Origin of the sequence: Bradyrhizobium sp. ORS 111, from assembly GCF_045571485.1 — a bacterium.
Taxonomy (GTDB): Bacteria; Pseudomonadota; Alphaproteobacteria; order Rhizobiales; family Xanthobacteraceae; genus Bradyrhizobium.
In genome coordinates this window covers 2775124-2795600 of sequence record NZ_CP120701.1, presented here as the reverse complement: position 1 = coordinate 2795600, position 20477 = coordinate 2775124, and the positions used below count along the sequence as shown (strand labels likewise).

Here is a 20477-nt window from a genome sequence, read left to right as displayed (position 1 = left end):
CCTCACAGCGTCAGATTCTCGGACGGCAACCCAAGTGCAACCCGCCCGTAGTTGGTCCCTGCCGTATCGAAGCTGAATGCGAGGTGCGAATTAACCGCGTGAGCATCGCGAAACTGGCGCTGCAAGGCTCCCGACGTGAACAAGCTGCGGGCGCCACTCGCCGTAAACAGAAGGGAGACGGCATCGGTACAGAGATTGACCGAGAAAGCACCGTCACGGCGCAGTTTCGTCTTTTCAGCGATATCCGGAATGTCTCCCTGCCGGACACTTGCGAGAACGTGAATGCAGCTCGTTCGCATGATCAGGCGCGCTGCATCGATTTTTGCCGACGCCTCTGCGATCTTGATCTGTGTACTCTGCAAGTCTCCGATCTTGGCCCGGTTGTACGTCGAAGCACGATGTCGCGCGATCTCAACATAATCATCCAGGCACGCCTGAGCGTTCCCCAATCCGACTCCCGACAGCACGTATGGAAACAACGAAAATACCGGGAGCGCGTAGAGCGCATTCGGATTGACCGCACTGCCCGGCGTCGATCCGCCTGCCAAGTCCCTCACTGCCACGGTCAAGTGCTCTGGGATAAGCGCATCCGTCACTCGGACGTCGTTGGATCCGGTTCCACGCAAGCCCGTCGCATTCCACGTGTCGTCGATCTGGTAATCTTGCCTGTTCAACAGGAAGAGCCGGTACTCGATCCCGTCCGCCTCGTCGTCGGACTCAACAACGCTGGCAAGCATATTCCATTCGCACGCCTCCACTCCCGACGAGAATGGCCAATGACCGTCCAATACGTATCCACCGTCGACTTTCCTGGCGCGACCGGCTGGAAACACGAACGACGACGCGATCAGTGCATCGGGATCCTTTCCCCATACCGCGCTCTGCGCCTCCGGCGCGAACATCCCCAGCATCCAGTGATGGCTTGCGAGATTGGCAAAGTTCCACGCAACCGACGCGTCGCCCTGCCCCAAGGCATCGGCGCAATCGACCAGAGCGACATAATCGAGTTCGCTTCCGCCGACGCGGCTCGGCTGCAGGATGCGAAAGAGCTCGCTATCGTGAAGATTCCGCATCGTCTCCGGCGGCAGTCGCCTCAGCTCTTCGGTCCGCTGAGCCCGCTCGCGTAATGCGGGAACAAGCGCTTTGGCTCGTTCGACCATGACCGAGTAACGATCCGAACTAGTCCCCTTCGGCACAGTCGCGTCACGCCCGCGATCAACCTCAGCCATTAAAGTTTCCCTCGTTCGATCCCCGGCGTTCGGGATGAGGCCAAACCTGTGAGACAGTTTATCGGGCGATTACCGGAGATCAAGACGCCTCTCCGCTTCATAACGATCGCGTAGCGCGGTTTCGCGGATAGCCGCCAACTAAGGCCACGAGGCGGCCTATCACGGTCGTCAATCGCACGATCAGGCTGATGTTCCAGGTGGCCGCTTGGATTCCGATCGCTGGGGCCTGCTATTGGAAGCATAACGAATGGTTTTGGGCCTGCTCGACGCTCTTGCGCCAACGCCGCAAGTGTTGGAAATCGGCGCGCAATTCCTTGCGGTCACCCTCCTCGATACCGAACGAGGTCAGAATCGTTGCAATGGTCTTGACTACAACGGCATCGATGTCGCTTCGACGAACGCGCTCTTGCTCCATTAACGCTTCCATCACAATCGCTTTAACGTCCGCTTCGTGCATCACGGTCACCGTCGGAGAATTCGCGCAACGCTCTCAAAAGTTCGTTTTCCGAAATAGAAGGCCATGATCATGCCGGCCCATGCGCTCACATCTCCAGCGAGCGACGGCGTCGTGCCAAGCCCGAGAACCTTGTCCCAGATGACGCACTTCGCGTAGAAGACGAGGGTAACGTAGAACGCCAGTTTCTCCGGCTCCCGCGGGTGACCGATCTCAGCGGTCTTGAGTTGAGTGCCAGCTTGCGTCTCAGCCGTCTGTGCAGCGATCTCGCTGGCGGCAAGATCAGCCGCGATCTTACTTTCGACGTTTCCGGCCTTCAGCTTGGCCTGGTATGCGTCAATCAGCCCCTTGATGACTGGGCCACCGAGGAAGGACAGGATAGCCATCCACATCGATCACCTCCGGCCAACCGATCGCAGCCGCGCAATGATCGTAATCGCCGAGATCCCCATCATCGCATAGGCGAGGTACTGAGGATTGCCCTTCAGGGCTTCCATAATCTGAGCTTTGAAATCTGGATCACCCAAGGCAGATGCGATCGGCTCGAGCCATTGGAAGAGAGTGCCAATGCCGGCGAGAAAAAGTCCCCAAACGACCATCGCGGATCGTCCCATCAGCGCCCAGACCTTGCCCCAGAATGTGTCGGCCTCGTCTTAGAAGGACTTCAGCGCGGGGATCGCATGCAGAGTGGGACGCAGGAAGATGAAGTACGCACACGGAGCGCCAGGCAGCACCAGGAGGAGAAACCAAATCATGACTATTTCCTTCCGAGGGCGGATTTAAAGAGACCAACAAAAAAGGCTCCTAAGGAGCCTTTGGCGGGAGAGGTGATTGAGGGCTTTTGCTTTGGCACAGGAGGCGGTTTTGGTGCCGGCGTGATCTTCGCCCCCGTGAACGTGATGGTCGGATCAACCTGCATCATCGTCATTAGCAAGCCTGCACAGCCGGGCTGCCCGACGTGTCAAACTCTTTTTTCGAGTTGAACGAAATTGGTAAAATGCGACGCGTCGGCTTCTTCGGCAAGAAACCGCCTCCGTCGAAAATTCGTAAGAATGAGGAAATCGCAACCTGGGCCTTGCGCCGAGCGCCCTATGCTTGTCGCGATGATGGGATTGTGCCGGTGAGTTGCCCGACGTGTCAAGCCGACGGGCGACACATTGTTCGGCTCACCATCGAGACCGTACGCGCTGGCGTTGGCCGGTTGGTCCCTGCCGATCTCGCATTGTAAGGAGGTGTCGATGTATTTCGTCGCTGTAGTGCTCGCGGTGCTGTCGGGCCTGTTCTATGCCGCGGATCACCATCAGATCGGCTCGCTCGGCACCACCATGTGCCAATACGGCGGCGTGTTCTGTGATAGTCCGTTTCTGGTTCTGGTGGGAGCCGGCCTTGCCGCGGCGTGGGGTATGCTCGTCAGCGTACGCTAACGGTCCCAATCCGAATGATGACCTCGTGCCGGTGTGATTTGCCCGACCGCGTCAATCCTGTCTTTGAGGCTCACCGTGCGTTCTGGGTGACGTCTCACGCGACGCCCTTCGAGGGCTCCCCCAGTTTGCACCGGTCAACTGTGTAGCGAACTCTATTGCGGTGGGTTTGGGTTCGCTGGTTGGACCGGCTCCGGGCCAGGCGGTACGGGTTCGATCGGCGCCCTGGGTTCGGTCGGCGTCACCTTTGCGCCGGCTGAACGTGCCGCCTCACCGGTCGTCGTGTGGTTGGCCGTCGCGGCCGGCTGCACTTTCGGCTCGCTCCATGGACCGTGGTCAACGATCAGCATGCCCAACACGCCGAGAATGGCGACCACCGCTGCGACCACGAGTGGCGCGCCGCCGTGCCGTTTCCTCTCTTTGATCGTGCGAACATCCGTCATGATATCCGTTGGTCTGCGCAGCGATTATCCCCTCTGCAACAAACCATGACATGCCCGGAAGTTTCCGGTTCCCCACATTGAAAGCGAACCAATCTGCGGAACCAATCCGAGGCTGCGGCATTTCACATCGCATGAATTTCGAAACACCGGAATCCCCGCTGCAGCCCAATCTCGCCGAGCGCGCGATCGATACGGCAACCGATGTTTCGCGCACGATCGGCGAGGTCTCAGATGGACTTCGGGCCGCCATCGATCGGCTCAGCGGCGTTATTGCGGACTCGCGCCGCTCTGGCGGAGCCCTCGCCACCGTGACCGCAGTCACGCGCGAAGCGCCGCTTGCCAGTCTGTTCGTCGCTTTCCTCCTCGGCGTCGCAATCGCGCGCCGGCGCTGAGCGCGCAAGAAGCTTCGTTCTAAGGCTTGCCTTTTGTTGCGTCCTTGGTGGCAGACATCACGTTGCCCGTGATCTGCCGCATATGTTCGCCGGCATTGGTGAACTGACTGCGCAAGAATTCCGACTGGATCCGCATTGCCTCCTGGAGGTCGGTCGCGTGCACTAGCTTTCGCGCGTGCTCAAATGCCGCTTTCATGTTCTGCTCGGTGAACGACAGCGCTTGTTTGGAGATTTCCGTTCCGGTACCCGGCATCGCCGCCATGGATTTGCTAGCCGCGTCAAAGAACAGGCCGAAGGCCCTCTCGGCCTGGTCGATAGTCTTCTCCGCAAGGTCGCGAAGCTCGGCAGGAACTTCAAGCTTTGGCTCGATCATGATCGCCCCCTGAAATCAGCGTCCGCAGACGTTAGCATAAATTGTGATCCCGCCAGCGCTGGATCACCTGCCGCCAACGGGCCATTTTGGCCTGACAAGGAGGAATTCCTTATTCCGGAACTCCGAAGCATCGACCGCCATGGTTCCAAGGAGGTCACCGCGGCGGGCCAAGCCTCAACAGAAATAGCGTTTGCGGCTTCCATGGACGCCTGGCCTGTTCCGCCCAATACCCGACCACCAGCAAGATCAGCGTTGAGATGCCGTGCATGGAATGCGGCGCACAATCGGCGCCGCCGCGTGACGCGGTCCTTGTTTCATTGATCTGTCCGCGTCTGCGCTGCAATTCGGCGGAAAGTTCCGTATCGCCCCGGCGGATTGTCGCAGCTCCGGTCTAACCGTTCAGTATCTCGATTCCCGCTGGCGTCAACGCCGGCCTATCGTCGTGCAATTCGACCAGACCAAGTTCAGTGAGGACACGCAGATCCTCCTCACTCACCGGCGACAGCCCGAGCCGGCCGGCCTGTATGTCCCGCAAGGTCCAGCGCAAGCCGATAGCTCTCTCAAGTGAAAACTCAGCAAATGGACTATCTGCCATTCGCCCCGACTAGTGCGGCATTTCGATCAGACTTTGTCTTTGCCGCGGCGTCTTCATGAACATCACAGAATGATCCGACCGGGCGCGCGGTCGAGGTTCGAGAGCCTCGACTGCGCTCGCCGGGTCACCCTTAGCCGACGGCTCAATAGCGGTAGGGTTCGATATCCAGAAGCGGGAAGGCGCTGAACACACTCGGCAGATTGGTCGGCATGGCCGGATGCAGATAGGACTTATCCAGTTGCGCAAAGCTGGTGACGCCGAGCAGCCCGAGGCAGCGGACCACCTCGTCCTCCAGCAGTTCAAGCATCCGCACAATGCCGGCCTCGCCCGCGGCGGCGAGAGCCCAGCACTGTAGACGGCCAATGCCGACGAGATCGGCTCCCGCGATAATCGCCTTCACGATATCGGTGCCCCGGTAGAACGAGCCGTCGACCATGATCTTCGCACGGCCCGCGACCGCCTGGACGATCTCGGGCAGCACATGCATCGAGCCGCGGCCGTGGTCGAGCTGCCTCCCGCCATGGTTCGACACGTAGATCCAATCGACCCCGTGATCGAGCGCGATCTTGGCATCCTCTGCGGTCGCAATCCCCTTGAGGATGAGCGGAATCTTGAACTTATCCTTGATCAACTTCACCGTCCGCCATTCCAGACCTTTCTGGAAGTCGCCGCCGGTCGCGCGAATACGGCTTTCACGCACGTAACGCTTGGCAATGTCACGCTCGCGCCGACTGTAGTGCGCGGTATCGACAGTGAGACAGAACGCGGCATAGCCGTTGGCTATAGTGCGGCTGACGACGTCCTCGACGAAGGCATCGTCGCCGCGCACATAGAGCTGATAGATACGCAGCGCATCCGGTGCAGCCTTGGCGGTATTCTCCAGCCCCGGTTCTGACACCGAGCTCAGCATATGCGCCGCACCGAACGTCCCTGCACCACGGGCGACGGCCGAGCCAGCATCGGGATCGAATATCTCAAGCGCGCCGACCGGGGCAATCATGACCGGGAGCCGCAGCTTGCGCCCGAATACTTCGGTAGAGGGATCAACGTTGACGACGCTGCGCAACACGCGCGGCCTGAACGCGATCTCATCCAACGCCATTCTGTTGCGGCGCATCGTGGTCTCGGTTTCCGAGGCGCCGACGATATAGTCCCAGGCATTCTGATTCAGTTTGGCACGGGCCTTCCGTACGAATTCGTGCAGATTCTGATATTCCTCGCCACTGGCGCCGAGCTCGACATTGCGCGCCGGTCGAATGGAGGTCCCGTCATTCATTGTGTTTCTTCTCCCAATTTGGCCGGCACATTAGCCGTAGACAAATCGGAAAAGCTACCACCTTGAACGGTGAATTCCGCCAGCGAAGGTCAGCTATTCGCCTGTGAGATGGATCCGCTTCGGCATCAATGGGCCCACGCCCGAACGCGGCCTCTTGAGCCAGGCTAGCCGCCCGAAAAGCGGTTGCGATACTCGGTCGGAGATACGCCGAGGTGCCGCAGGAAGGCCCGACGCATTCGCTCGTCGTCGCCGAATCCTGCGCGCTTGGCCACTTCAACCACGCCGCCGATCTCGCGGCTCTCGAGCAGCAGGCGCGCTGTCTCGACGCGGAGCGCCTCGACGCCGCTCGCAGGCGTCATGCCGGTCCGGCTGACATAGGTCCGGGCGAAGGTACGCGGCGTCATCCCGGCCCTTTCAGCGAGTGTCTCAACCCTAAGGTCGCTGGTGATGTTCTCGATGATCCATGCATGCAGCGCGCTGAAGCGGCCCTCGACATCCGATGCCTGCGCCGCAAGGACAGTCGAGAACTGGCTCTGGCCACCCGGCCGCTTCAGGAAAACAACCAGCCTGCGTGCGACGTCCAGCGCGGTGGTGTGGCCGAAATCCTCCTCGATCATGGCGAGCGCCAAGTCGATGCCAGCGCTGACACCGGCCGACGACCAGACCCGGCCATCCTTGACGAAGATTGCATTTGGCTCGACCCGGATTTTCGGAAAACTGTCCTGCAACCGCGGACAATAGCGCCAGTGCGTTGCAGCACGCTTGCCGTCCAGGATGCCGGTCCAGGCCAACGCGAACGCTCCAAGACACACGGATGCGACGCGACGCGCCTTCGGAAGCGCCTGCACGATCCAGTTCATTAGCTTGGCGTCGTTGCGGATCCGCCAAATGCCCGGTCCACCGGGGATCACCAGCGTATCGACCTCGCCAGGTCCGAGTGTGTCGACCGGCGCGGTGTCGATCATCATGCCAACGTCTGTCGGCACCAGTCCACCGGATGCCGAAAGATATGACAGCGAATAGCCCGGCCCGGGCAGTTCGATCGCCTCCAATTCCGCGAACACCTGCGCGGGTCCCGAGATGTCGAGCAAGGTCACACCCGGAAAAGCGACGATCGCGATCCGTCGCGAAAGTGTCGTCTCGGCGGGTTCGGGCCGGGACGGTTTGGCAGTTTTCGAGGGCATATTGTCCTTTAAGCCATTTGAGGCGTCCCTGTATAGCTCGCGATGGAATACGGGAGTTCTGCCATGTCGCGAAATCTGGGCAGCCGATACCGGGCGATCAAATCGCCGTGGCCGGATTACGCGATCTACAGCCTACCCGACGCCTCCCGGATCGAAGCCTGCGACCGTCAGTCGCTCATGGACGCGATGAACGGCATCATCGCCGTCAATTGGCAGGCCAGCGAGCCGCACTGGACCGCAACCTCCTCTCCGTTCGACCGGAAGTACAGTCTCATTCTGGTCTACGACGGCTCTGGCCTCGTTGCCTTTTCGGTCTATCGCATTTTGCAACTATCGGCCGGGCCCGGGATCTACCGCAGCGGCACCGAAGTGCTTCCGGCTCACCAGGGCCGCGGTCTGTACGGCTTCTTCACCGCTGAAGTTCTGAAATGTTCGGGTGCCGCCGAAAGGGCCAACGGCAACGTGCTCTACGGCTGGCGCACCCGTAATCCCATCGTTTGGGCGGCCAACGCCAAGATTTGCGAGAAAGTGACGCCATCGCTGCTCGACAACGCGCACGATCCTGCATTGCAGGCGGCCTGTGTCGAGATGTGCGCGTCAATCTATCCGGGCAAACTTCTTGAGCTGCCCGACATGATCATGCGCGGCGCCTACGACCATATCAAGCATCATCGCCAAGCCTATCGCGGCATTGCATCGCTCGTCGACGCGGCGATGTCGCGGAAGATTCCGAATTCGGCGGATGCCGTTTTTTCAGTCGGTTACGCGAGGATCTGATGTCGGTACTCGATCAGCAAGCCGTATACGCCCCGACGTCGCGCCTGACTGACCGCGCCTACCTGGCCTGGGCGGCGGTGGCGATCGCCTATGCCATCGCCTTCCTGCAGCGCGTCTCGCCGCAATCGATCAGCCTGAGTTTCATGCACGATTTCAACACCGACGCCGCCGGTGTTGCGATGCTGGCCTCCAGCTACTTCTGGGGCTACACATTGATGCAAATTCCGGCAGGCCTTCTGGTCGACCGGTACGGCGTCAAGCGCGTCGTGCTGACCAGCATGGTTGCGTCGTCGCTCGGCAGTGCCGCGTTCGCTCTGGCGCCGAACCTGCTGGACGTCTTTGCCGCGCGCCTGATCGTCGCCTGCGGCGATGCGCTGGTCTTCACTGCACTCCTGAAGCTCGTCGCGCAAAGCTTTTCCGACGAGCGGTTCGGCGTGATGTCCGGGATTTCGCAGGTTTCCGGCTATGTCGGGGGCGTGATCGCGACCACGCCGCTCGCGGCGGCGGTTTCGGGCTTCGGCTGGCGCGCCTGCTTCCTGTTCATTGCCTGCATCGGCCTTGCCAACCTTGCTTTTGCCAAGCTTGCGCTCAAGCCTGATCCGGTCTCGCACAGCAACAAGACGCTGAAGGGCGTTGTCAGGGCTGCGCGGCAATCGTTGTCACACATTGCCAACTGGGGTTGCGCAATGACGTTTGCTTCGCACTTCGCGGTGGTGACGACGCTCTCCGGCGTCTGGGGCATCCCGATGGTGGCGCATTTCTTCAACATCTCCCCGACGACCGCCGGAACGCCGCTGCTCGCCTTCATGATCGGCAATGCCGTTGGTTCGATCTTCCTGGGCCACGCCGCCGATCGCGCCGCGGCGACGCTCGACCGCGCGCTGATCCGCATTTGCCTGTTGCGCATGCTGCTGATCGCGATGCTCTTGCCGCCGATCGCCCGCACAGTCGGCTTCGTCTATGTCACCGTCATCTTCACGGCACTGGGCCTCGTCGCCGGCGGTACCGTCCCGCTCGTGCTGAAATGCGTCAAGAAACTTTACACCGCCGATCTCATCGGCGTCGGCGCTTCCGTGAACACCACCGCTGCCGGGATCTTTGCCGGCACGTCGCAGCCGGTGATCGGCTTCGCCATGCTCGCCGCGAGCCACGTGTCCGGAACCGACGCTGTGCACAAGGCAACGGCGATCGGTGATGCCGGCTACGGGGCCTTGATTGCCATTCTGCTTCTCATGTCGCTGCCGGGCGTTGCCGGGCCGCTACTGATGAGGAGCAAGCTGATAACTCGTTAGTCTCGTTGTGAGTGAAGGGGGTGTTATGGAGCGCTTGTTTTTAAGAAAAGGCGAAGTATCCGCAAACTTTCCAGTGAGTAGCTGGCAAAGCGTGATGTTCTCGGAATTCGAAGCGCAGATGAGCAGCGAGGCGAGGCCGTTCCCTTGCGTTTTCGGGGTAGCAGGACATCGCCAGGATCAATTGCGCTACCTCTTCCTCGATCCATACGACGTCGCCGTCCTCGGCGAGCAACTCGCGCAATATGTTTCTGAGGCCCGCTCGTTCGGCCCGAATACCTCGTTGATCGTATTCACGCGGCCTCGGCCGGTGCAGACGCTCGACGCGTATTACCGCAAGATGTGGATGACGCTCGACCAGCTCGCACGCCTGGACAAAAGTCCGTGGCCGACCGACATCCCGGAACAGATCGACCACCCGATGTGGGAGTTCTCGTTCGCCGGCGAGCCGATCTTCGTGGTGTGCACCACGCCTGCGCATGTGATGCGGCAGAGCCGCCGATCCAGCGCGTTCATGCTCACCTTCCAGCCGCGCTGGGTGTTCGAAAAGATCCTTGGGACCGAAAAGGCAGCCAACGCTGCATTCGGCGAGGTGCGCAAACGTCTCATTCCATACGACAGCGCGAGCCCCTCGCCGCTGCTCGGTCGCTACGGCGCAACCGACGGACGCGAATATCTGCAGTATTTCCTGCACGACGACAACAACGCGAGCTCTGGCTGCCCGTTTGCCAAGCTCGCGCAGAACAAGACTCGACCCATCGCGGACAAGGAGCAGGCGGCATGACCCAGATCATCGCAGGCGCGAAGACCGAATTTTCCATCGATCCCGAGATATTGAACCTGCTTCCTGCGCAGGGCTCGGTGGAACTGCAACACGACGCGGCCGGCAAGGTGCACCACTTCCATACCCATCCGGTCGATGAAATCCTGATGATCGTTCGGGGGCGACTGAACTTCACCTGGGACGGCGGCGAGCGCGTCGTAACCGCCGGGGACACGATCTTCTTGCCGGCCGGGACCCGCCATCAATCCGAGGCGCTCGAAGGTGGTGCGGTCTACGTGATCGCGACGCAGCCGCCGGCCAAGCCGATCAGCAACTGACATGCAGGGGAAAAAGAGACCCTCAAGACAATGAGGGATCACCCGGCGGTTCATCCGCCAACCGCTCGACCAGCTCGATGATCTCGCAACGCTGGTCGGGCGCAAGTCGAAGGAAGGCCTTCAACAGTCGCAGACTTTCTACTGTTTCGCTCGATGGAGCTCCGAGCTTCTTCTGCAGCTCTGCAACATAAGTGGGATTTTTCATCTCGCACCGTAAGTGAGGATCACGAATGGCATACCCAGGTAAACGTGAAGGCTTGGCCCAGAAGGTCGAAACCGCAGCGCAGGAGGCCGAGCGTCTCGGCCTGACGACGGCAACTTTGATACTCCGGATGGCTCGCCTTGAAATTGATCGGGCGGAGCTCGAAGAAGTTGAAAGTATGCCAAGGAACAACCTGCGCAGCAAGCCGAACTGAGGAGCGAACCGGCCCGATGTCGGCGCCTTGCTATCGGCGTGCGCCGGCCGGCTCGCGACATGAAATGATATCGGCTTGAGCTTTGGGGCGAGCGCCCCCCCCCCCCGCTCGTCCGTGACTAGGTCGCCATACGAATGGCGGCCATGCACCTGCTTTTCCGTGCACGGCGGGCGCTAACCGGTGTTGCCTGCCTTGCCGAAGGCCCCCGCCTCGGTCAACGCCGCGATGCGCCGGTCGTCGTAGCCAAGCGTTTTGCGCAGGACGTCTCTGGTATGCTGACCAAGCAACGGGGCGGCAACGGGGGCGACCGCCGGCGTCAGGCTCATGCCGACGTTAGATTCGATGTTTGGAACTGAGCCGGCAGTCGGGTGAGGAATCTTGCTGAGGCGATGGCGATCGCGCACCTCGGGCGCATTGAACCCCTCCTCGACCGTTCGCAGATAGCCGACCGGAATATTGGCCTTCTTCATCTTCTCCATCCAGTTCTCCAGCGTGTCACTTGCGAACACGCTGGCTATGATGGCGCGCAGCTTCTCTCTGTTGGCGGTCCGGGCCTTGCGGTGAGCAAATTCCGGATCGGTGATGAGATCCGGGCGCTCAAGCACCTCAGTGACGAGCCGGCGATACAGCCGGTCATTGGCGCAAGCCATGTAGAGCGGGCCATCGGACGCCTGGTAGACGCCGACCGTCGGCGAACCGTTCGGAGAGTTTCCGAAACGGCCGGGATTGTTGCCATTGATCAGATAGGCCATGCCGTAGAAGCCTGTCATCGCCACCGCGGTGTCGATCAGGGCGACCTCGACCTGCTGACCACGGCCCAGCCGATCGCGCGCGATCAGGGCGAGCAAAATAGCATTGCAGGCCGACATGCCCGTAGCCATGTCGACGATCGGCGGGCCGGTGCGAACCGGTTCGCCATCCGGAAAGCCGTTGAGCGACATGAACCCGCTTTCGGCCTGCGTAATCGGGTCGAAGCCGGGGCGCAGTGCGAAATCGCCCTTGCGACCATACGCCGAGATAGAGCAGTAGATCAGGCGCGGATTGGTCGGCGCCACCGAAGCATAGTCGAGACCGAACTTCTTCATCACGCCGCCGGAGAAATTCTCCACCACGACGTCGGCCTTGGCGATCAACTCGCGCACCACCTCCAGCGCGGCCGGGTTGTTGAAATCGAGGGCGATGCCGCGCTTGTTACGATTGAGGCTGAGAAATGCAGCGCTCTCGCCGCCGATTTCAGCGTGCTCGTAGGCGCGCGTGTCGTCGCCGCCGTCCGGATTTTCGATCTTGATGACTTCGGCTCCGAAGTCGGCGAGCGTCTGGGTACAGGCGGGCCCGGCCACGACGCGGGTGAAGTCGACGACCAGCAGACCGTCTAGCGCCGTCGGGACGCCTTCTCCGCGCGGCATGCGCTCTGGCAATTCTGGTCTGGCGGTCATGGTCGGGGGTTTCCTCGTTATTTTGTCAGACGAAATTCGATAGCCGCCACCGACGGCGGCGTGACCGCCTTTTAGCGGAAGCGGGGCGGCAAGACCAAACCCGGATTTTGCAGGGCGGGACATTCACCCGACATGGCTATCGCCGGCCACAAGGTCGCACGCGGACGAGGACGGCATGCTCGCGCCGGATTTCAAGAGAAACCGGTCCGGTGTCGGCTTCAAAGGTGCTGGACAGCGGCAAACCCATACATCACGGCGTGGCGCCGGTCGGCGCCACGCCGTTCTGTTCATCAGATGGCCGTCAAATTACTCGGCAACCATCTCGCCGGAGCCGCCGAACTCGGCCGGAAAATCCTTCAACTTCGGCAGACCGTCGCGCATCGGCAGCACCGCCTCGGCATAATTGACATGAACGCCGGGGGTGAACTTGAGTGTCGGGATCGTAGCGCTGAAAACGTCGACAAGCCCAAGCGTCGGATGGTTGGTCATCAAGTGACCACCGCATTTGCTGCAATACTTGCGCTGGCTCATCGGGGTCTTCTCGAACGTCGCGATCTGATCAGCTCCTTTCGTGACCTCAACCGCCTGAGGCTTCCAAAGGCTGAACGCATTCACCGGACCGCCGGACCAGGAACGGCACGAGCGACAGTGGCAGTAGCCCATCGCTTCCGGCTCGCCGGTGACCTGCAGCTCGACAGCGCCGCAAAAGCAATTTCCAGTATGCTTCATCAGTCAGTTCTCCTTGGGTGATTTGATCACGTCAACCTTCCCGCCAGACCTATCCTGCTGTGATTGGGAACGTTACATGAGAGTCCGATCCGCTGTCGACCGCCTTCGACACAATGGAGCCGGATGTATCAACGCATGGGAAGTGTGAGGTACGGCACGTTGCCGCGCTCGAATGTGATGAATCTTACGCTGGTTCCGTCACAGGGTGGCCGCTCCGGTTATGATCTTTGCTGGAGAACTTTTTGCCGCGCCGAAGAAAGGAGCAGCAAAGAGTGCCCGAGCTTGCCGCCACGTCTTCAAGTATGCTTCGCGGGCTCCCGACTCGGCGTCGCAAAGCCATAGATCAATGCCAGGCGGTCGAGGCATTCCTTGAGACGTCGCGCGAAATAGTCCTGCCAACGCTGAGTGCGCAGCCCGCGCTTTTGTCCCACCTGCTCCATCGTCATGCCGAGGATCAGGACTTCGTGGACCAGCATCGAACCGTCGGCCCCGAGCTCATGCTCGGCACGCTGCAGCCGCAGGACCGCCTGACGTTGGCCCTCCGTGATCGGCTCGCGCCGCTCACCGCCGTCGACATACTCGCGTGTTGTATCGACCGCATGCGGCCCGCGCTCAGCCTTCTCCCAATCGCCCTGGAAGGCGCGGCCTCCCCGATACTGCGAATCGTCGATCTGGCGGTGCGCATGCAGCCGGCCGATCGGGTCGTTGCGGACCGAGCGCAACGCGACAATCTTATCGCCGTGTTGGAGCGCGAACGGATCGTCGACTTCAACCGTCGCCACCTCGGCATTGTAGGGCAGGTCGTGAGAATGGCGGTCATGCGCGCTCGCCGGATCATACGGTTTCCGGCGTCTGGCTCGGGGCATTGATGATCTCCATATCGTCCGATGAAGGGCGCGCGGACACCTCCGCGCGAGCGTGATCGCGGATCGGAATCCTGCGGTCAGGGGTGAACTGCCCGCGATCGTGATCGCGGATCGACGTCCCGTGGTCAGAAGGTGAATTGCCTCAGGTCACCCCGACGACGCGGAGCCAGGCGGTGCTTAACACCGGCGCGGCCGACGCCTCGGGATCCCGGCTCAGGTGGAAATGCGGCGTGCAGTAGCTTGAGCCCTGGCGACGGGGATGGCCGCAAAACGTGATCGGCTCATCGTCGCGGTCTCCCCCATAGGGATATCGGCAGTCCCCGCGCTCGAGTTCGACCAGCGAAAGATGGCGCGGCGTGATCTCGACGCAACGAAGTTGCGGCGTCTGCACTTCTCCCGAGAAGGATTTCGGCCAGTGAAACGCGTCGGCCTTCGGCTCCCGGCGAATCTCGTGCGCAACTTCGATACGCGGCCGCACCGGTACGGTCGACTCGGGCCGGTCACGCCGATGTGAGAGCGACGGTTCGGGTCGCTCAAGGCCTCCCAACCCCATGCGCTGGCCCCGGCTGAGGGCCGCATATCGCGTATAGGCCGTATGAAACCTTTTATTGATTGTGTCTGCGATCTCCGAATAGGACATGCCGCGGGCACGAAGGTCCCGCAGCGCCGCCGAATGCTCCGGCAGCCAGTTCGTGATTTCCATTCCAAATTCCCATTTCTGTCATTCGGCGGCGCCGCCATTAATTTCCGATATTCGGAAGAAAAAGTCAAGCTTGAATTCTGATTATCGTAACTGTATGAGGATGCAGGGATTCGGAAAGGATGAGCCATGCTGGACGTGAAACTGATCGAACGGGGACTGGAGAGGACGGGGAAGTCAAAGGGCGGCCTTGCCCGCGCGATGGGCGTGCGGGCTGGCGCCGTATCCGAAATTCTCTCGGGAATACGGCTGATCAAGGCGGCGGAGATCCCTCTGATCGTCGAGTATCTCGAGTTGAACTCGGTGCCGATCATGGGCCGGATCGGCGCCGGGGCCTCGATCGAGCCGGACTACGAGCAGGTGCCGCCCGAAGGTCTCGGCGAGGTCGAACTTCCGTTCCCGCTCGCGGAGGAGACCATCGCCTTTGAGGTGTCGGGCGATTCCATGCTGCCGAAATACGAGAACGGCGACGTCATCGTGGTCTATCGCGAGCAGCGTTATCCGCTGTCGAGCTTCTACGGAGAAGAGGCCGCGGTCCGGCTGAAGACCGGTGAGCGCTATCTCAAGACGGTCGAACGCGGCAACTCGTCCGGCGTTGTCAATCTGACCAGCTTCAATGCCAAGCCGATCAACGGGGTGAAGCTCGAATGGATCGGCGAGATCTGCGTCACGCTGCCGCGCGGCCAGATCGCGAGGATGCGGGGCAAGACGGCATCCAAGGGCCGCAAAGCCGGCCGGTCATCCGGCGGACGCTCCTCCGAGAAATAGGACTGAGTTCGCCAACCCCGCCAGCCTGATTCATGCGAGGCCGATATCAGGCGGCCTCGCCGCCGCACCAATTTCCGATTATCGTAATTTTTCTTGACTTCGTTCGGATCATCGGAAATAATGTCCGATGACAGTCAAGGCATCGAACTTCGAACATGCAGTATTTCGTCGTGATGATCGACTATGGCCGCCGCGGACGAGAGGCCATCGTCGATCCCGAGATGACACGTCGCGAGGTCGTCGCGCGGGTCGCCTCGGGTGAATACGCGAACATCAGCTTCATCCATGAAATCGCGGCATCCTCGGTTGAAGACGTCACGGACGATATCCTCGCCGAGGCCGCCCTGCCCGAGGTCGGCTTGACCGAGGCAGACTTGCAGGCCAATACCTTCGATCATGCTCGCGACCTGCACAAGCACGAGCCGGTCTGACGGCGTATCATTCAAGTGACAATTTCGAGAATGTGATTTTCTTCGGGTTCGGCTACTTGGCCGGAACCGAATGCAGATTAGATATGGTTCACGCAAAGTCTATTCGGACTGTGCGGAGCTTCCCGCTAGGGTAGCGATTCGATTCTCGGGCCGGTAGACGTCTGCTTTCAATGAATCCGACAACAAACGCCGAGATCGCGGCACGCAATGGCGATCTTAGGATCGCGCTGCTGCTCGGCATCGCCAACTGGTTTCTGTTCCTGGACCACATCCCTCATAACGCGGTCGGCATGCTGACCCTGCGCAACTTTGGCTTTAGCGGCGCGACCGACCTGTTCGTCTTCGTGGGCGGCTACGCTGCGACCCTGATCTATGCGGGGATGGCCCGGGAACGCGGGTTCCTGGTGGCCGCAACCCGCATCTTCAAGCGCGTGTGGCAGCTTTATGCTGCCTACATCGTTTTGTTCGTATTCTACGTCGAATTGATCAGTTATGCCGCCAGCCGGACGGCAGCGCCCGAGATCATCAGTGAATTCAACATCACCGGATTCATCGATCACCCGATCCGGACTCTGATCTACGGTCTGTTCTTGCAGGCCAAGCCGCTCAATCTCGATGTCCTGCAGCTCGTCATCGCCTTGATGGCGTCCCTGCCCATCATCATCGTCGGGTTGCTTTGGTTGCCAAACTTGACGCTCGCCGCGTCTGCCGCACTCTATGTAGCGGCGCATACGCTTGACTGGAATTTGGCGGCGTACCCGGACGGTCGCTGGTACTTCAATCCATTCTGCTGGCAGTTCTTGTTCGTGATGGGAGGTTGGTTCGGCCTCATAAGCAAGCGCTACGCGCGCGTCATCCGCGCAATGCAGGCCGTGCCTGCGTTGCGTGCCGCTGCGCTGCTGTATCTGCTGTTCGCGCTGACCATCGTCGCCAGCGGCAATATCCCGATACTCGCCGAGCTGATCCCCGTCTCGTTCGCCGATGTCTTCCTGCCGGACGACAAGGAAAGCGTTGAGCCGTACCGTATCCTCCACTTCCTGGCGCTTGCGTTCCTGTTCACCCTGTTGGTGCCGCGCGGGTGGATACACCTTCGGTCGGTCATCCTGCAGCCCATTATCAAGTGCGGCGAGGAATGGCTGGCTGTGTTCTGTTCGGGTGTGTTCCTCTCTTTTGCCGCGCACTTCATCTTGATTACCGGCCCGAACGCGTTGGCAATGCAGGTCCTCGTCAGCGTCGCCGGCATCGCGGCCATGACGGGGGTGGCCTACTACGTCTCCTGGTCGAAGCATCAGGACTACAAATCGGCGGTCGGCGCACCGTCCTGATTGCTGATCTCGCGCTCAGACGTGCTTGATGATGGCCGCGTCACGCCGCCGGCAGCCCACATCGTGACTGGACCACGCTCGAGACCTCGACGCTCGAGCTCGTCCAGCCCCGCCGGCGTGCGGATCGTGGCCGGCATCGAGTACCGACATCCGGCCGAGGTCGCCGCCCTGCGACGGCTTGAAGCACTTGCAGCCGATCGCGGATCCACGCCAAATCGTGGCGACGGGACCCGCGACGCATGGCCGCCCGCGCTCCTTCCGGTTGTCCGACTAGACGTGCTCAGCCGAGCCCTGCTTGACGTGCAATTTCGTTTGTGCGCACCTGCTCAAAACAACAAGGATCCTCAGGGGCAGGAAATATGGGCAGGCTTCGGCGGGCGCTGGCCGGTTACGGCTTCCTCATCGCATCGGTCAATCTTGCGGCGGCGGCAGAGCCGATCAAGCTGCGCGTGGCCGACTCGTTTCCGAAGGGGCACTATCTCGTCCGCCTTGTGCTCGAGCCCTGGATGGCCGAGGTCCAGAAGCGCACGAACAACGCCGTCACGTTTGAGCACTATCCTGCCCAGCAGCTCGGCAAGGCCGCGGACATGCTCAAGCTGACGCAAACCGGCGTCGCCGACATCGGCTATGTCGCCCCCACCTATGTCTCCGACAAGATGCCGGTCTCGGAAGTTGCGATGCTCCCCGGTGCATTCGAGCATTCGTGCCAGGGCACGCTTGCCTATTGGAAGACCGCGCGGAGCGGCGTGATCGCACAGCAGGATTATACCGCAAATGGCATACGCCTGCTGCTCGCGGTCAGTCTGCCACCCTATCGTATCCTGACCGTGAAGCAGCCGGTGAAGGACGTCGCCGATATCAATGGATTGAAGCTGCGATCGACCGGTGGCGCGCAGGACCTCACCTTGCGCGCGATCGGCGCGGTGCCGGTGCGCATGGCAGCGCCCGACGCCTACGAGTCGCTGTCACGCGGCACGATGGATGGTCTCTTGTTTCCACTTGAGAGCGTCGTCGCCTATGGCGCCGACAAGCTCGTGAAGCATTCCACCGATGGCTTTGGCTTCGCGAGCTTCGTGGTGGCCTATTCGATCAGCGAGAACGCCTGGAAGAAGCTGTCGCCGGAGATTCAGAAGGCGATGATCGATGCCGCCGAGGAGATCCTGCCTTCGGCCTGCAGGGAAGTGCAGAAGCAAGACAGCGAGACCATGAAGTCGATGGCAGTGGCGGGCGTCCAGTTCGACACCCTGCGGCCTGACGTCGTCGCAAAGCTCAAGGACCTGACCAAGGGCGTGGCCAAGGCTTGGGCCGATGGGCTCGACGCACGCGGCAAGCACGGCAGCGACGCAGTAAAGGAATTCGACGCCGCAGTTGCGGCCACTCCGGCAAAATGAAACCCAGAGCCACGGGGACGAAATTTTGATTGACGGATTGTTACGGGCGCTCGGTGCCATCGAGAAGATCGCCTCGACCATTGCTGCCACATTCATGTTCGCGATCATGATGATCGTGTTCGGCGATGTCATCATGCGTTACGTCTTCAACAAGCCATTCTCATGGGCCTATGACCTGATCTCGCTCTATCTGATGGCCGGGATCTTTTTCCTGGTGCTGTCGGAGGCCTACGCCAACCATGCGCATGTCAGTGTGGACATCCTGCAGCAGAAATTCTCGCCGGCGATGATCCGCGTCTCCGAGATCGTGACTTGCATCGTCGGCATCGCCATATTCTCGCTGATCGCCTACCTCGGCTTCCTGCGCGCCGTCGATAGCTTCAAGTCCGCCGACGTGATGGCCGGCGCGATACCCTGGCCGATGTGGCCATCGATCGGACTGGTGCCATTCGGAGCAGGACTGATTACGATCCGCCTCGCACTGCATCTCGTCGCTCACGTTGTCTCGCTCACGACCGGGCGCAGCGTGATCGCACTGCCCGCCTCGCATACCGCCGGAGAGACGTTCGAATGACGCCGATCCTGGTGATGCTGGTGCTGTTCGTTCTGCTTGCGATCGGCACTCCGGTCGGCTTCGCGATGGCAGGATCCGGCGTGCTCGGCCTGTACATGATCGGCGGCATGCCGATCCTGACGGGAATTCTGCAGACCGCTCCGCTCTCGGCGGTCACCTCGTACGAGCTGATCACTATCCCGATGTTCCTGCTGATGGCGGAATTCGTGCTCGTCAGCGGCATCGCCGACGACCTGTTCAAGGCGACCGCGGCGTGGGTCGGACGAATTCCGGGCGGTCTCGGCATGGCGACGGCACTGGCCGGCGCCGGGTTCGGCGCGATCTGCGGCACAAGCACCGCATCCGCCGCCACGCTTTCCTCCACCAGCTTGCCAGCTATGTTGAAGCAGGGCTATGAGCCGAGGATGGCAGCGGGCGTCGTGGCGATTTCCGGCACGCTCGCCATGCTGATCCCGCCATCGGTGGCGCTGGTGATCTACGGCCTGCTCGCCGAGGTGAATATCGGTGCGCTCTTGATTGGTGGCGTCATCCCCGGGATTCTCGTCACCTTCACGATCATGGCCACCGTCTGGTTCCTGGCCTGGCAAGATCCTGCACGTGCTCCGTCGGCTCCTTCCGTGTCACTCTCGGAAAAGCTTCGGATGCTGCGCGTCGTGGGACCCATGCTGCTGTTGTTCGGGATGGTTACCGGCGTCATCTATACCGGCGTCGCCACGCCGACCGAAGCATCTGCGCTCGGCGCACTCGGCGCATTCGCGCTCGCCTGCTGGAAAGGCAGGATCAACCGCAAGACACTCCGCAGCGCACTGCTCCGTTCGGCTCACGGCACATGCATGATCGCCATGATCCTGTTCGGTGCCTCGATCTTCGGTTACTTCTTCACGCTGACGCAGGTGACGCAAAATCTGGTCAGTTGGGTGGGCGGCCTGCCCGTGCCCCCGTGGTTGATCCTGACCATCATTCTGTGCGGCTACATCGTGCTCGGCTCGTTCATGGACCAGATCGCGATCCTGGTGCTGACCGTTCCGATTGTGCTGCCGCTGATCAAGTCGCTTGGCTACGATCCCCTGTGGTTCGGTGTCATCAAGATCGTGACCGCCGAGGTCGGCATGATCACTCCTCCGGTGGGCCTCAATTGCTTCGTGGTGGCCCGCTATTCCGGACGCCCAGTGGCCGAGGTCTTCCACGGCGTATTTCCGCATTTCGTAGCCCATCTGATTGCGATCGCGATCCTCGTGATCTGGCCGATGATCATCCTCTGGCTTCCGATGAAAATGGGCTACTGACAAAAGCAACGAGGGAGAGAA

26 protein-coding genes are annotated in these 20477 nt (G+C 61.0%); 13 read left to right on the top strand and 13 right to left on the bottom strand.

Translation table 11 applies throughout. The features are described 5' to 3' along the window. Positions 1-2: 2 nt before the first annotated feature. The 4 genes from P6U30_RS12755 to P6U30_RS12740 form a co-directional block, all read right to left on the bottom strand. Positions 3-1229, bottom strand: a complete 1227-nt coding sequence (locus P6U30_RS12755; protein ID WP_407169360.1) for an acyl-CoA dehydrogenase family protein — start codon at positions 1227-1229, stop codon at positions 3-5. A 229-nt stretch (positions 1230-1458) separates the two neighbouring features. Beyond that, positions 1459-1686, bottom strand: coding sequence for a hypothetical protein (locus P6U30_RS12750; RefSeq protein WP_407169359.1), 228 nt, complete (start codon positions 1684-1686; stop codon positions 1459-1461). 5 nt (positions 1687-1691) lie between these two features. Further along, the gene (locus P6U30_RS12745) at positions 1692-2075 is read right to left on the bottom strand and encodes a hypothetical protein (RefSeq protein WP_407169358.1); all 384 of its coding nucleotides are present in this window, start codon (positions 2073-2075) and stop codon (positions 1692-1694) included. 3 nt (positions 2076-2078) lie between these two features. Beyond that, positions 2079-2282: a hypothetical protein gene (locus P6U30_RS12740; protein ID WP_407169357.1), complete on the bottom strand. Its 204-nt coding sequence runs from the start codon at positions 2280-2282 to the stop codon at positions 2079-2081. A 639-nt stretch (positions 2283-2921) separates the two neighbouring features. Between P6U30_RS12740 and P6U30_RS12735 the strand changes: the two genes are divergently transcribed. Then, positions 2922-3107 carry a hypothetical protein gene (locus P6U30_RS12735; protein WP_407169356.1) on the top strand — a complete coding sequence of 62 codons (186 nt, stop codon included), beginning with the start codon at positions 2922-2924 and terminating at the stop codon, positions 3105-3107. Between the two features lie 152 nt (positions 3108-3259). On the opposite strand, the gene P6U30_RS12730 is transcribed toward P6U30_RS12735, so the two are convergent. Continuing rightward, positions 3260-3547 carry a hypothetical protein gene (locus tag P6U30_RS12730; protein ID WP_407169355.1) on the bottom strand — a complete coding sequence of 96 codons (288 nt, stop codon included), beginning with the start codon at positions 3545-3547 and terminating at the stop codon, positions 3260-3262. A 131-nt stretch (positions 3548-3678) separates the two neighbouring features. On the opposite strand from P6U30_RS12730, the gene P6U30_RS12725 reads away from it, so the two are divergent. After that, positions 3679-3939, top strand: coding sequence for a hypothetical protein (locus P6U30_RS12725; RefSeq protein ID WP_407151372.1), 261 nt, complete (start codon positions 3679-3681; stop codon positions 3937-3939). 19 nt (positions 3940-3958) lie between these two features. On the opposite strand, the gene P6U30_RS12720 is transcribed toward P6U30_RS12725, so the two are convergent. The 3 genes from P6U30_RS12720 to P6U30_RS12710 all read right to left on the bottom strand — a co-directional run bounded on the left by P6U30_RS12720 (position 3959) and on the right by P6U30_RS12710 (position 7367). Continuing rightward, entirely contained in the window at positions 3959-4312 is a 354-nt protein-coding gene (locus P6U30_RS12720) for a phasin (protein WP_407169354.1), read from the bottom strand. Between the two features lie 737 nt (positions 4313-5049). Beyond that, a complete protein-coding gene (locus tag P6U30_RS12715) occupies positions 5050-6183 on the bottom strand; it encodes an alpha-hydroxy acid oxidase (protein ID WP_407169353.1) in 1134 nt (377 codons plus the stop codon). Between the two features lie 164 nt (positions 6184-6347). Continuing rightward, complete coding sequence (locus P6U30_RS12710) at positions 6348-7367, bottom strand: GlxA family transcriptional regulator (protein WP_407169352.1); 1020 nt, start codon at positions 7365-7367, stop codon at positions 6348-6350. Positions 7368-7409: 42 nt separating this feature from the next. Between P6U30_RS12710 and P6U30_RS12705 the strand changes: the two genes are divergently transcribed. The 4 genes from P6U30_RS12705 to P6U30_RS12690 all read left to right on the top strand — a co-directional run bounded on the left by P6U30_RS12705 (position 7410) and on the right by P6U30_RS12690 (position 10534). After that, the gene (locus P6U30_RS12705) at positions 7410-8144 is read left to right on the top strand and encodes a hypothetical protein (RefSeq protein ID WP_407169351.1); all 735 of its coding nucleotides are present in this window, start codon (positions 7410-7412) and stop codon (positions 8142-8144) included. After that, complete coding sequence (locus P6U30_RS12700) at positions 8144-9436, top strand: MFS transporter (RefSeq protein WP_407169350.1); 1293 nt, start codon at positions 8144-8146, stop codon at positions 9434-9436. Before P6U30_RS12705 ends, P6U30_RS12700 begins: the two co-directional genes overlap by 1 nt. Positions 9437-9530: 94 nt before the next feature. Continuing rightward, a complete protein-coding gene (locus P6U30_RS12695; RefSeq protein WP_407170442.1) occupies positions 9531-10217 on the top strand; it encodes a YqcI/YcgG family protein in 687 nt (228 codons plus the stop codon). Continuing rightward, positions 10214-10534 (top strand): cupin domain-containing protein, encoded by a 321-nt coding sequence (locus tag P6U30_RS12690; RefSeq protein WP_407169349.1) that lies wholly within the window; start codon positions 10214-10216, stop codon positions 10532-10534. Before P6U30_RS12695 ends, P6U30_RS12690 begins: the two co-directional genes overlap by 4 nt. 22 nt (positions 10535-10556) lie before the next feature. Here P6U30_RS12690 and P6U30_RS12685 read toward each other — a convergent pair whose 3' ends face one another. Then, complete coding sequence (locus P6U30_RS12685; RefSeq protein WP_407169348.1) at positions 10557-10739, bottom strand: hypothetical protein; 183 nt, start codon at positions 10737-10739, stop codon at positions 10557-10559. Between the two features lie 25 nt (positions 10740-10764). Here P6U30_RS12685 and P6U30_RS12680 point away from each other — a divergent pair, with 25 nt between their 5' ends. Next, the gene (locus P6U30_RS12680; RefSeq protein WP_066512043.1) at positions 10765-10950 is read left to right on the top strand and encodes a hypothetical protein; all 186 of its coding nucleotides are present in this window, start codon (positions 10765-10767) and stop codon (positions 10948-10950) included. A 173-nt stretch (positions 10951-11123) separates the two neighbouring features. Here the strand turns inward: P6U30_RS12680 and P6U30_RS12675 are convergent, their stop codons facing one another. The 4 genes from P6U30_RS12675 to P6U30_RS12660 form a co-directional block, all read right to left on the bottom strand. Beyond that, positions 11124-12386, bottom strand: coding sequence for a CaiB/BaiF CoA transferase family protein (locus tag P6U30_RS12675; protein WP_407170441.1), 1263 nt, complete (start codon positions 12384-12386; stop codon positions 11124-11126). A gap of 306 nt (positions 12387-12692) precedes the next feature. After that, the gene (locus P6U30_RS12670; RefSeq protein ID WP_407169347.1) at positions 12693-13115 is read right to left on the bottom strand and encodes a GFA family protein; all 423 of its coding nucleotides are present in this window, start codon (positions 13113-13115) and stop codon (positions 12693-12695) included. Positions 13116-13411: 296 nt separating this feature from the next. Next, positions 13412-13981, bottom strand: a complete 570-nt coding sequence (locus P6U30_RS12665) for a hypothetical protein (RefSeq protein WP_407169346.1) — start codon at positions 13979-13981, stop codon at positions 13412-13414. Positions 13982-14123: 142 nt separating this feature from the next. Next, complete coding sequence (locus tag P6U30_RS12660) at positions 14124-14684, bottom strand: GcrA family cell cycle regulator (RefSeq protein WP_407169345.1); 561 nt, start codon at positions 14682-14684, stop codon at positions 14124-14126. 126 nt (positions 14685-14810) lie between these two features. Between P6U30_RS12660 and P6U30_RS12655 the strand changes: the two genes are divergently transcribed. From P6U30_RS12655 to P6U30_RS12630, 6 genes are all read left to right on the top strand, one after another. Continuing rightward, complete coding sequence (locus P6U30_RS12655) at positions 14811-15449, top strand: S24 family peptidase (protein ID WP_407169344.1); 639 nt, start codon at positions 14811-14813, stop codon at positions 15447-15449. 155 nt (positions 15450-15604) lie between these two features. Continuing rightward, the gene (locus P6U30_RS12650; protein ID WP_407169343.1) at positions 15605-15880 is read left to right on the top strand and encodes a hypothetical protein; all 276 of its coding nucleotides are present in this window, start codon (positions 15605-15607) and stop codon (positions 15878-15880) included. A 170-nt stretch (positions 15881-16050) separates the two neighbouring features. Next, positions 16051-17205, top strand: coding sequence for an OpgC domain-containing protein (locus P6U30_RS12645; RefSeq protein WP_407169342.1), 1155 nt, complete (start codon positions 16051-16053; stop codon positions 17203-17205). Between the two features lie 359 nt (positions 17206-17564). After that, on the top strand, positions 17565-18596 hold the full coding sequence (dctP, locus tag P6U30_RS12640) for a TRAP transporter substrate-binding protein DctP (protein ID WP_407169341.1): 1032 nt from the start codon (positions 17565-17567) through the stop codon (positions 18594-18596). Between the two features lie 25 nt (positions 18597-18621). Next, entirely contained in the window at positions 18622-19170 is a 549-nt protein-coding gene (locus P6U30_RS12635; RefSeq protein ID WP_407169340.1) for a TRAP transporter small permease, read from the top strand. Then, a complete protein-coding gene (locus P6U30_RS12630; RefSeq protein WP_407169339.1) occupies positions 19167-20456 on the top strand; it encodes a TRAP transporter large permease in 1290 nt (429 codons plus the stop codon). The genes P6U30_RS12635 and P6U30_RS12630 overlap by 4 nt, the downstream gene beginning before the upstream one ends. The last annotated feature ends 21 nt before the right edge of the window (positions 20457-20477 follow it).

Excerpts from the sequence above, each read along its gene's own strand:
- P6U30_RS12720 (WP_407169354.1), bottom strand. The coding sequence starts at position 4,312 with ATGATCGAGCCAAAGCTTGAAGTTCCTGCCGAGCTTCGCGACCTTGCG.
- P6U30_RS12680 (WP_066512043.1), top strand. The coding sequence starts at position 10,765 with ATGGCATACCCAGGTAAACGTGAAGGCTTGGCCCAGAAGGTCGAAACC.
- P6U30_RS12630 (WP_407169339.1), top strand. The coding sequence starts at position 19,167 with ATGACGCCGATCCTGGTGATGCTGGTGCTGTTCGTTCTGCTTGCGATC.
- P6U30_RS12710 (WP_407169352.1), bottom strand. The coding sequence starts at position 7,367 with ATGCCCTCGAAAACTGCCAAACCGTCCCGGCCCGAACCCGCCGAGACG.
- P6U30_RS12695 (WP_407170442.1), top strand. The coding sequence starts at position 9,531 with ATGTTCTCGGAATTCGAAGCGCAGATGAGCAGCGAGGCGAGGCCGTTC.
- P6U30_RS12690 (WP_407169349.1), top strand. The coding sequence starts at position 10,214 with ATGACCCAGATCATCGCAGGCGCGAAGACCGAATTTTCCATCGATCCC.
- P6U30_RS12700 (WP_407169350.1), top strand. The coding sequence starts at position 8,144 with ATGTCGGTACTCGATCAGCAAGCCGTATACGCCCCGACGTCGCGCCTG.
- P6U30_RS12735 (WP_407169356.1), top strand. The coding sequence starts at position 2,922 with ATGTATTTCGTCGCTGTAGTGCTCGCGGTGCTGTCGGGCCTGTTCTAT.
- P6U30_RS12675 (WP_407170441.1), bottom strand. The coding sequence starts at position 12,386 with ATGACCGCCAGACCAGAATTGCCAGAGCGCATGCCGCGCGGAGAAGGC.
- P6U30_RS12715 (WP_407169353.1), bottom strand. The coding sequence starts at position 6,183 with ATGAATGACGGGACCTCCATTCGACCGGCGCGCAATGTCGAGCTCGGC.
- P6U30_RS12665 (WP_407169346.1), bottom strand. The coding sequence starts at position 13,981 with ATGCCCCGAGCCAGACGCCGGAAACCGTATGATCCGGCGAGCGCGCAT.
- P6U30_RS12740 (WP_407169357.1), bottom strand. The coding sequence starts at position 2,282 with ATGGTCGTTTGGGGACTTTTTCTCGCCGGCATTGGCACTCTCTTCCAA.
- P6U30_RS12705 (WP_407169351.1), top strand. The coding sequence starts at position 7,410 with ATGGAATACGGGAGTTCTGCCATGTCGCGAAATCTGGGCAGCCGATAC.
- P6U30_RS12750 (WP_407169359.1), bottom strand. The coding sequence starts at position 1,686 with ATGCACGAAGCGGACGTTAAAGCGATTGTGATGGAAGCGTTAATGGAG.
- P6U30_RS12670 (WP_407169347.1), bottom strand. The coding sequence starts at position 13,115 with ATGAAGCATACTGGAAATTGCTTTTGCGGCGCTGTCGAGCTGCAGGTC.
- P6U30_RS12645 (WP_407169342.1), top strand. The coding sequence starts at position 16,051 with ATGAATCCGACAACAAACGCCGAGATCGCGGCACGCAATGGCGATCTT.
- P6U30_RS12745 (WP_407169358.1), bottom strand. The coding sequence starts at position 2,075 with ATGTGGATGGCTATCCTGTCCTTCCTCGGTGGCCCAGTCATCAAGGGG.
- dctP (WP_407169341.1), top strand. The coding sequence starts at position 17,565 with ATGGGCAGGCTTCGGCGGGCGCTGGCCGGTTACGGCTTCCTCATCGCA.
- P6U30_RS12685 (WP_407169348.1), bottom strand. The coding sequence starts at position 10,739 with ATGAAAAATCCCACTTATGTTGCAGAGCTGCAGAAGAAGCTCGGAGCT.
- P6U30_RS12730 (WP_407169355.1), bottom strand. The coding sequence starts at position 3,547 with ATGACGGATGTTCGCACGATCAAAGAGAGGAAACGGCACGGCGGCGCG.
- P6U30_RS12725 (WP_407151372.1), top strand. The coding sequence starts at position 3,679 with ATGAATTTCGAAACACCGGAATCCCCGCTGCAGCCCAATCTCGCCGAG.
- P6U30_RS12660 (WP_407169345.1), bottom strand. The coding sequence starts at position 14,684 with ATGGAAATCACGAACTGGCTGCCGGAGCATTCGGCGGCGCTGCGGGAC.
- P6U30_RS12755 (WP_407169360.1), bottom strand. The coding sequence starts at position 1,229 with ATGGCTGAGGTTGATCGCGGGCGTGACGCGACTGTGCCGAAGGGGACT.
- P6U30_RS12655 (WP_407169344.1), top strand. The coding sequence starts at position 14,811 with ATGCTGGACGTGAAACTGATCGAACGGGGACTGGAGAGGACGGGGAAG.
- P6U30_RS12650 (WP_407169343.1), top strand. The coding sequence starts at position 15,605 with ATGCAGTATTTCGTCGTGATGATCGACTATGGCCGCCGCGGACGAGAG.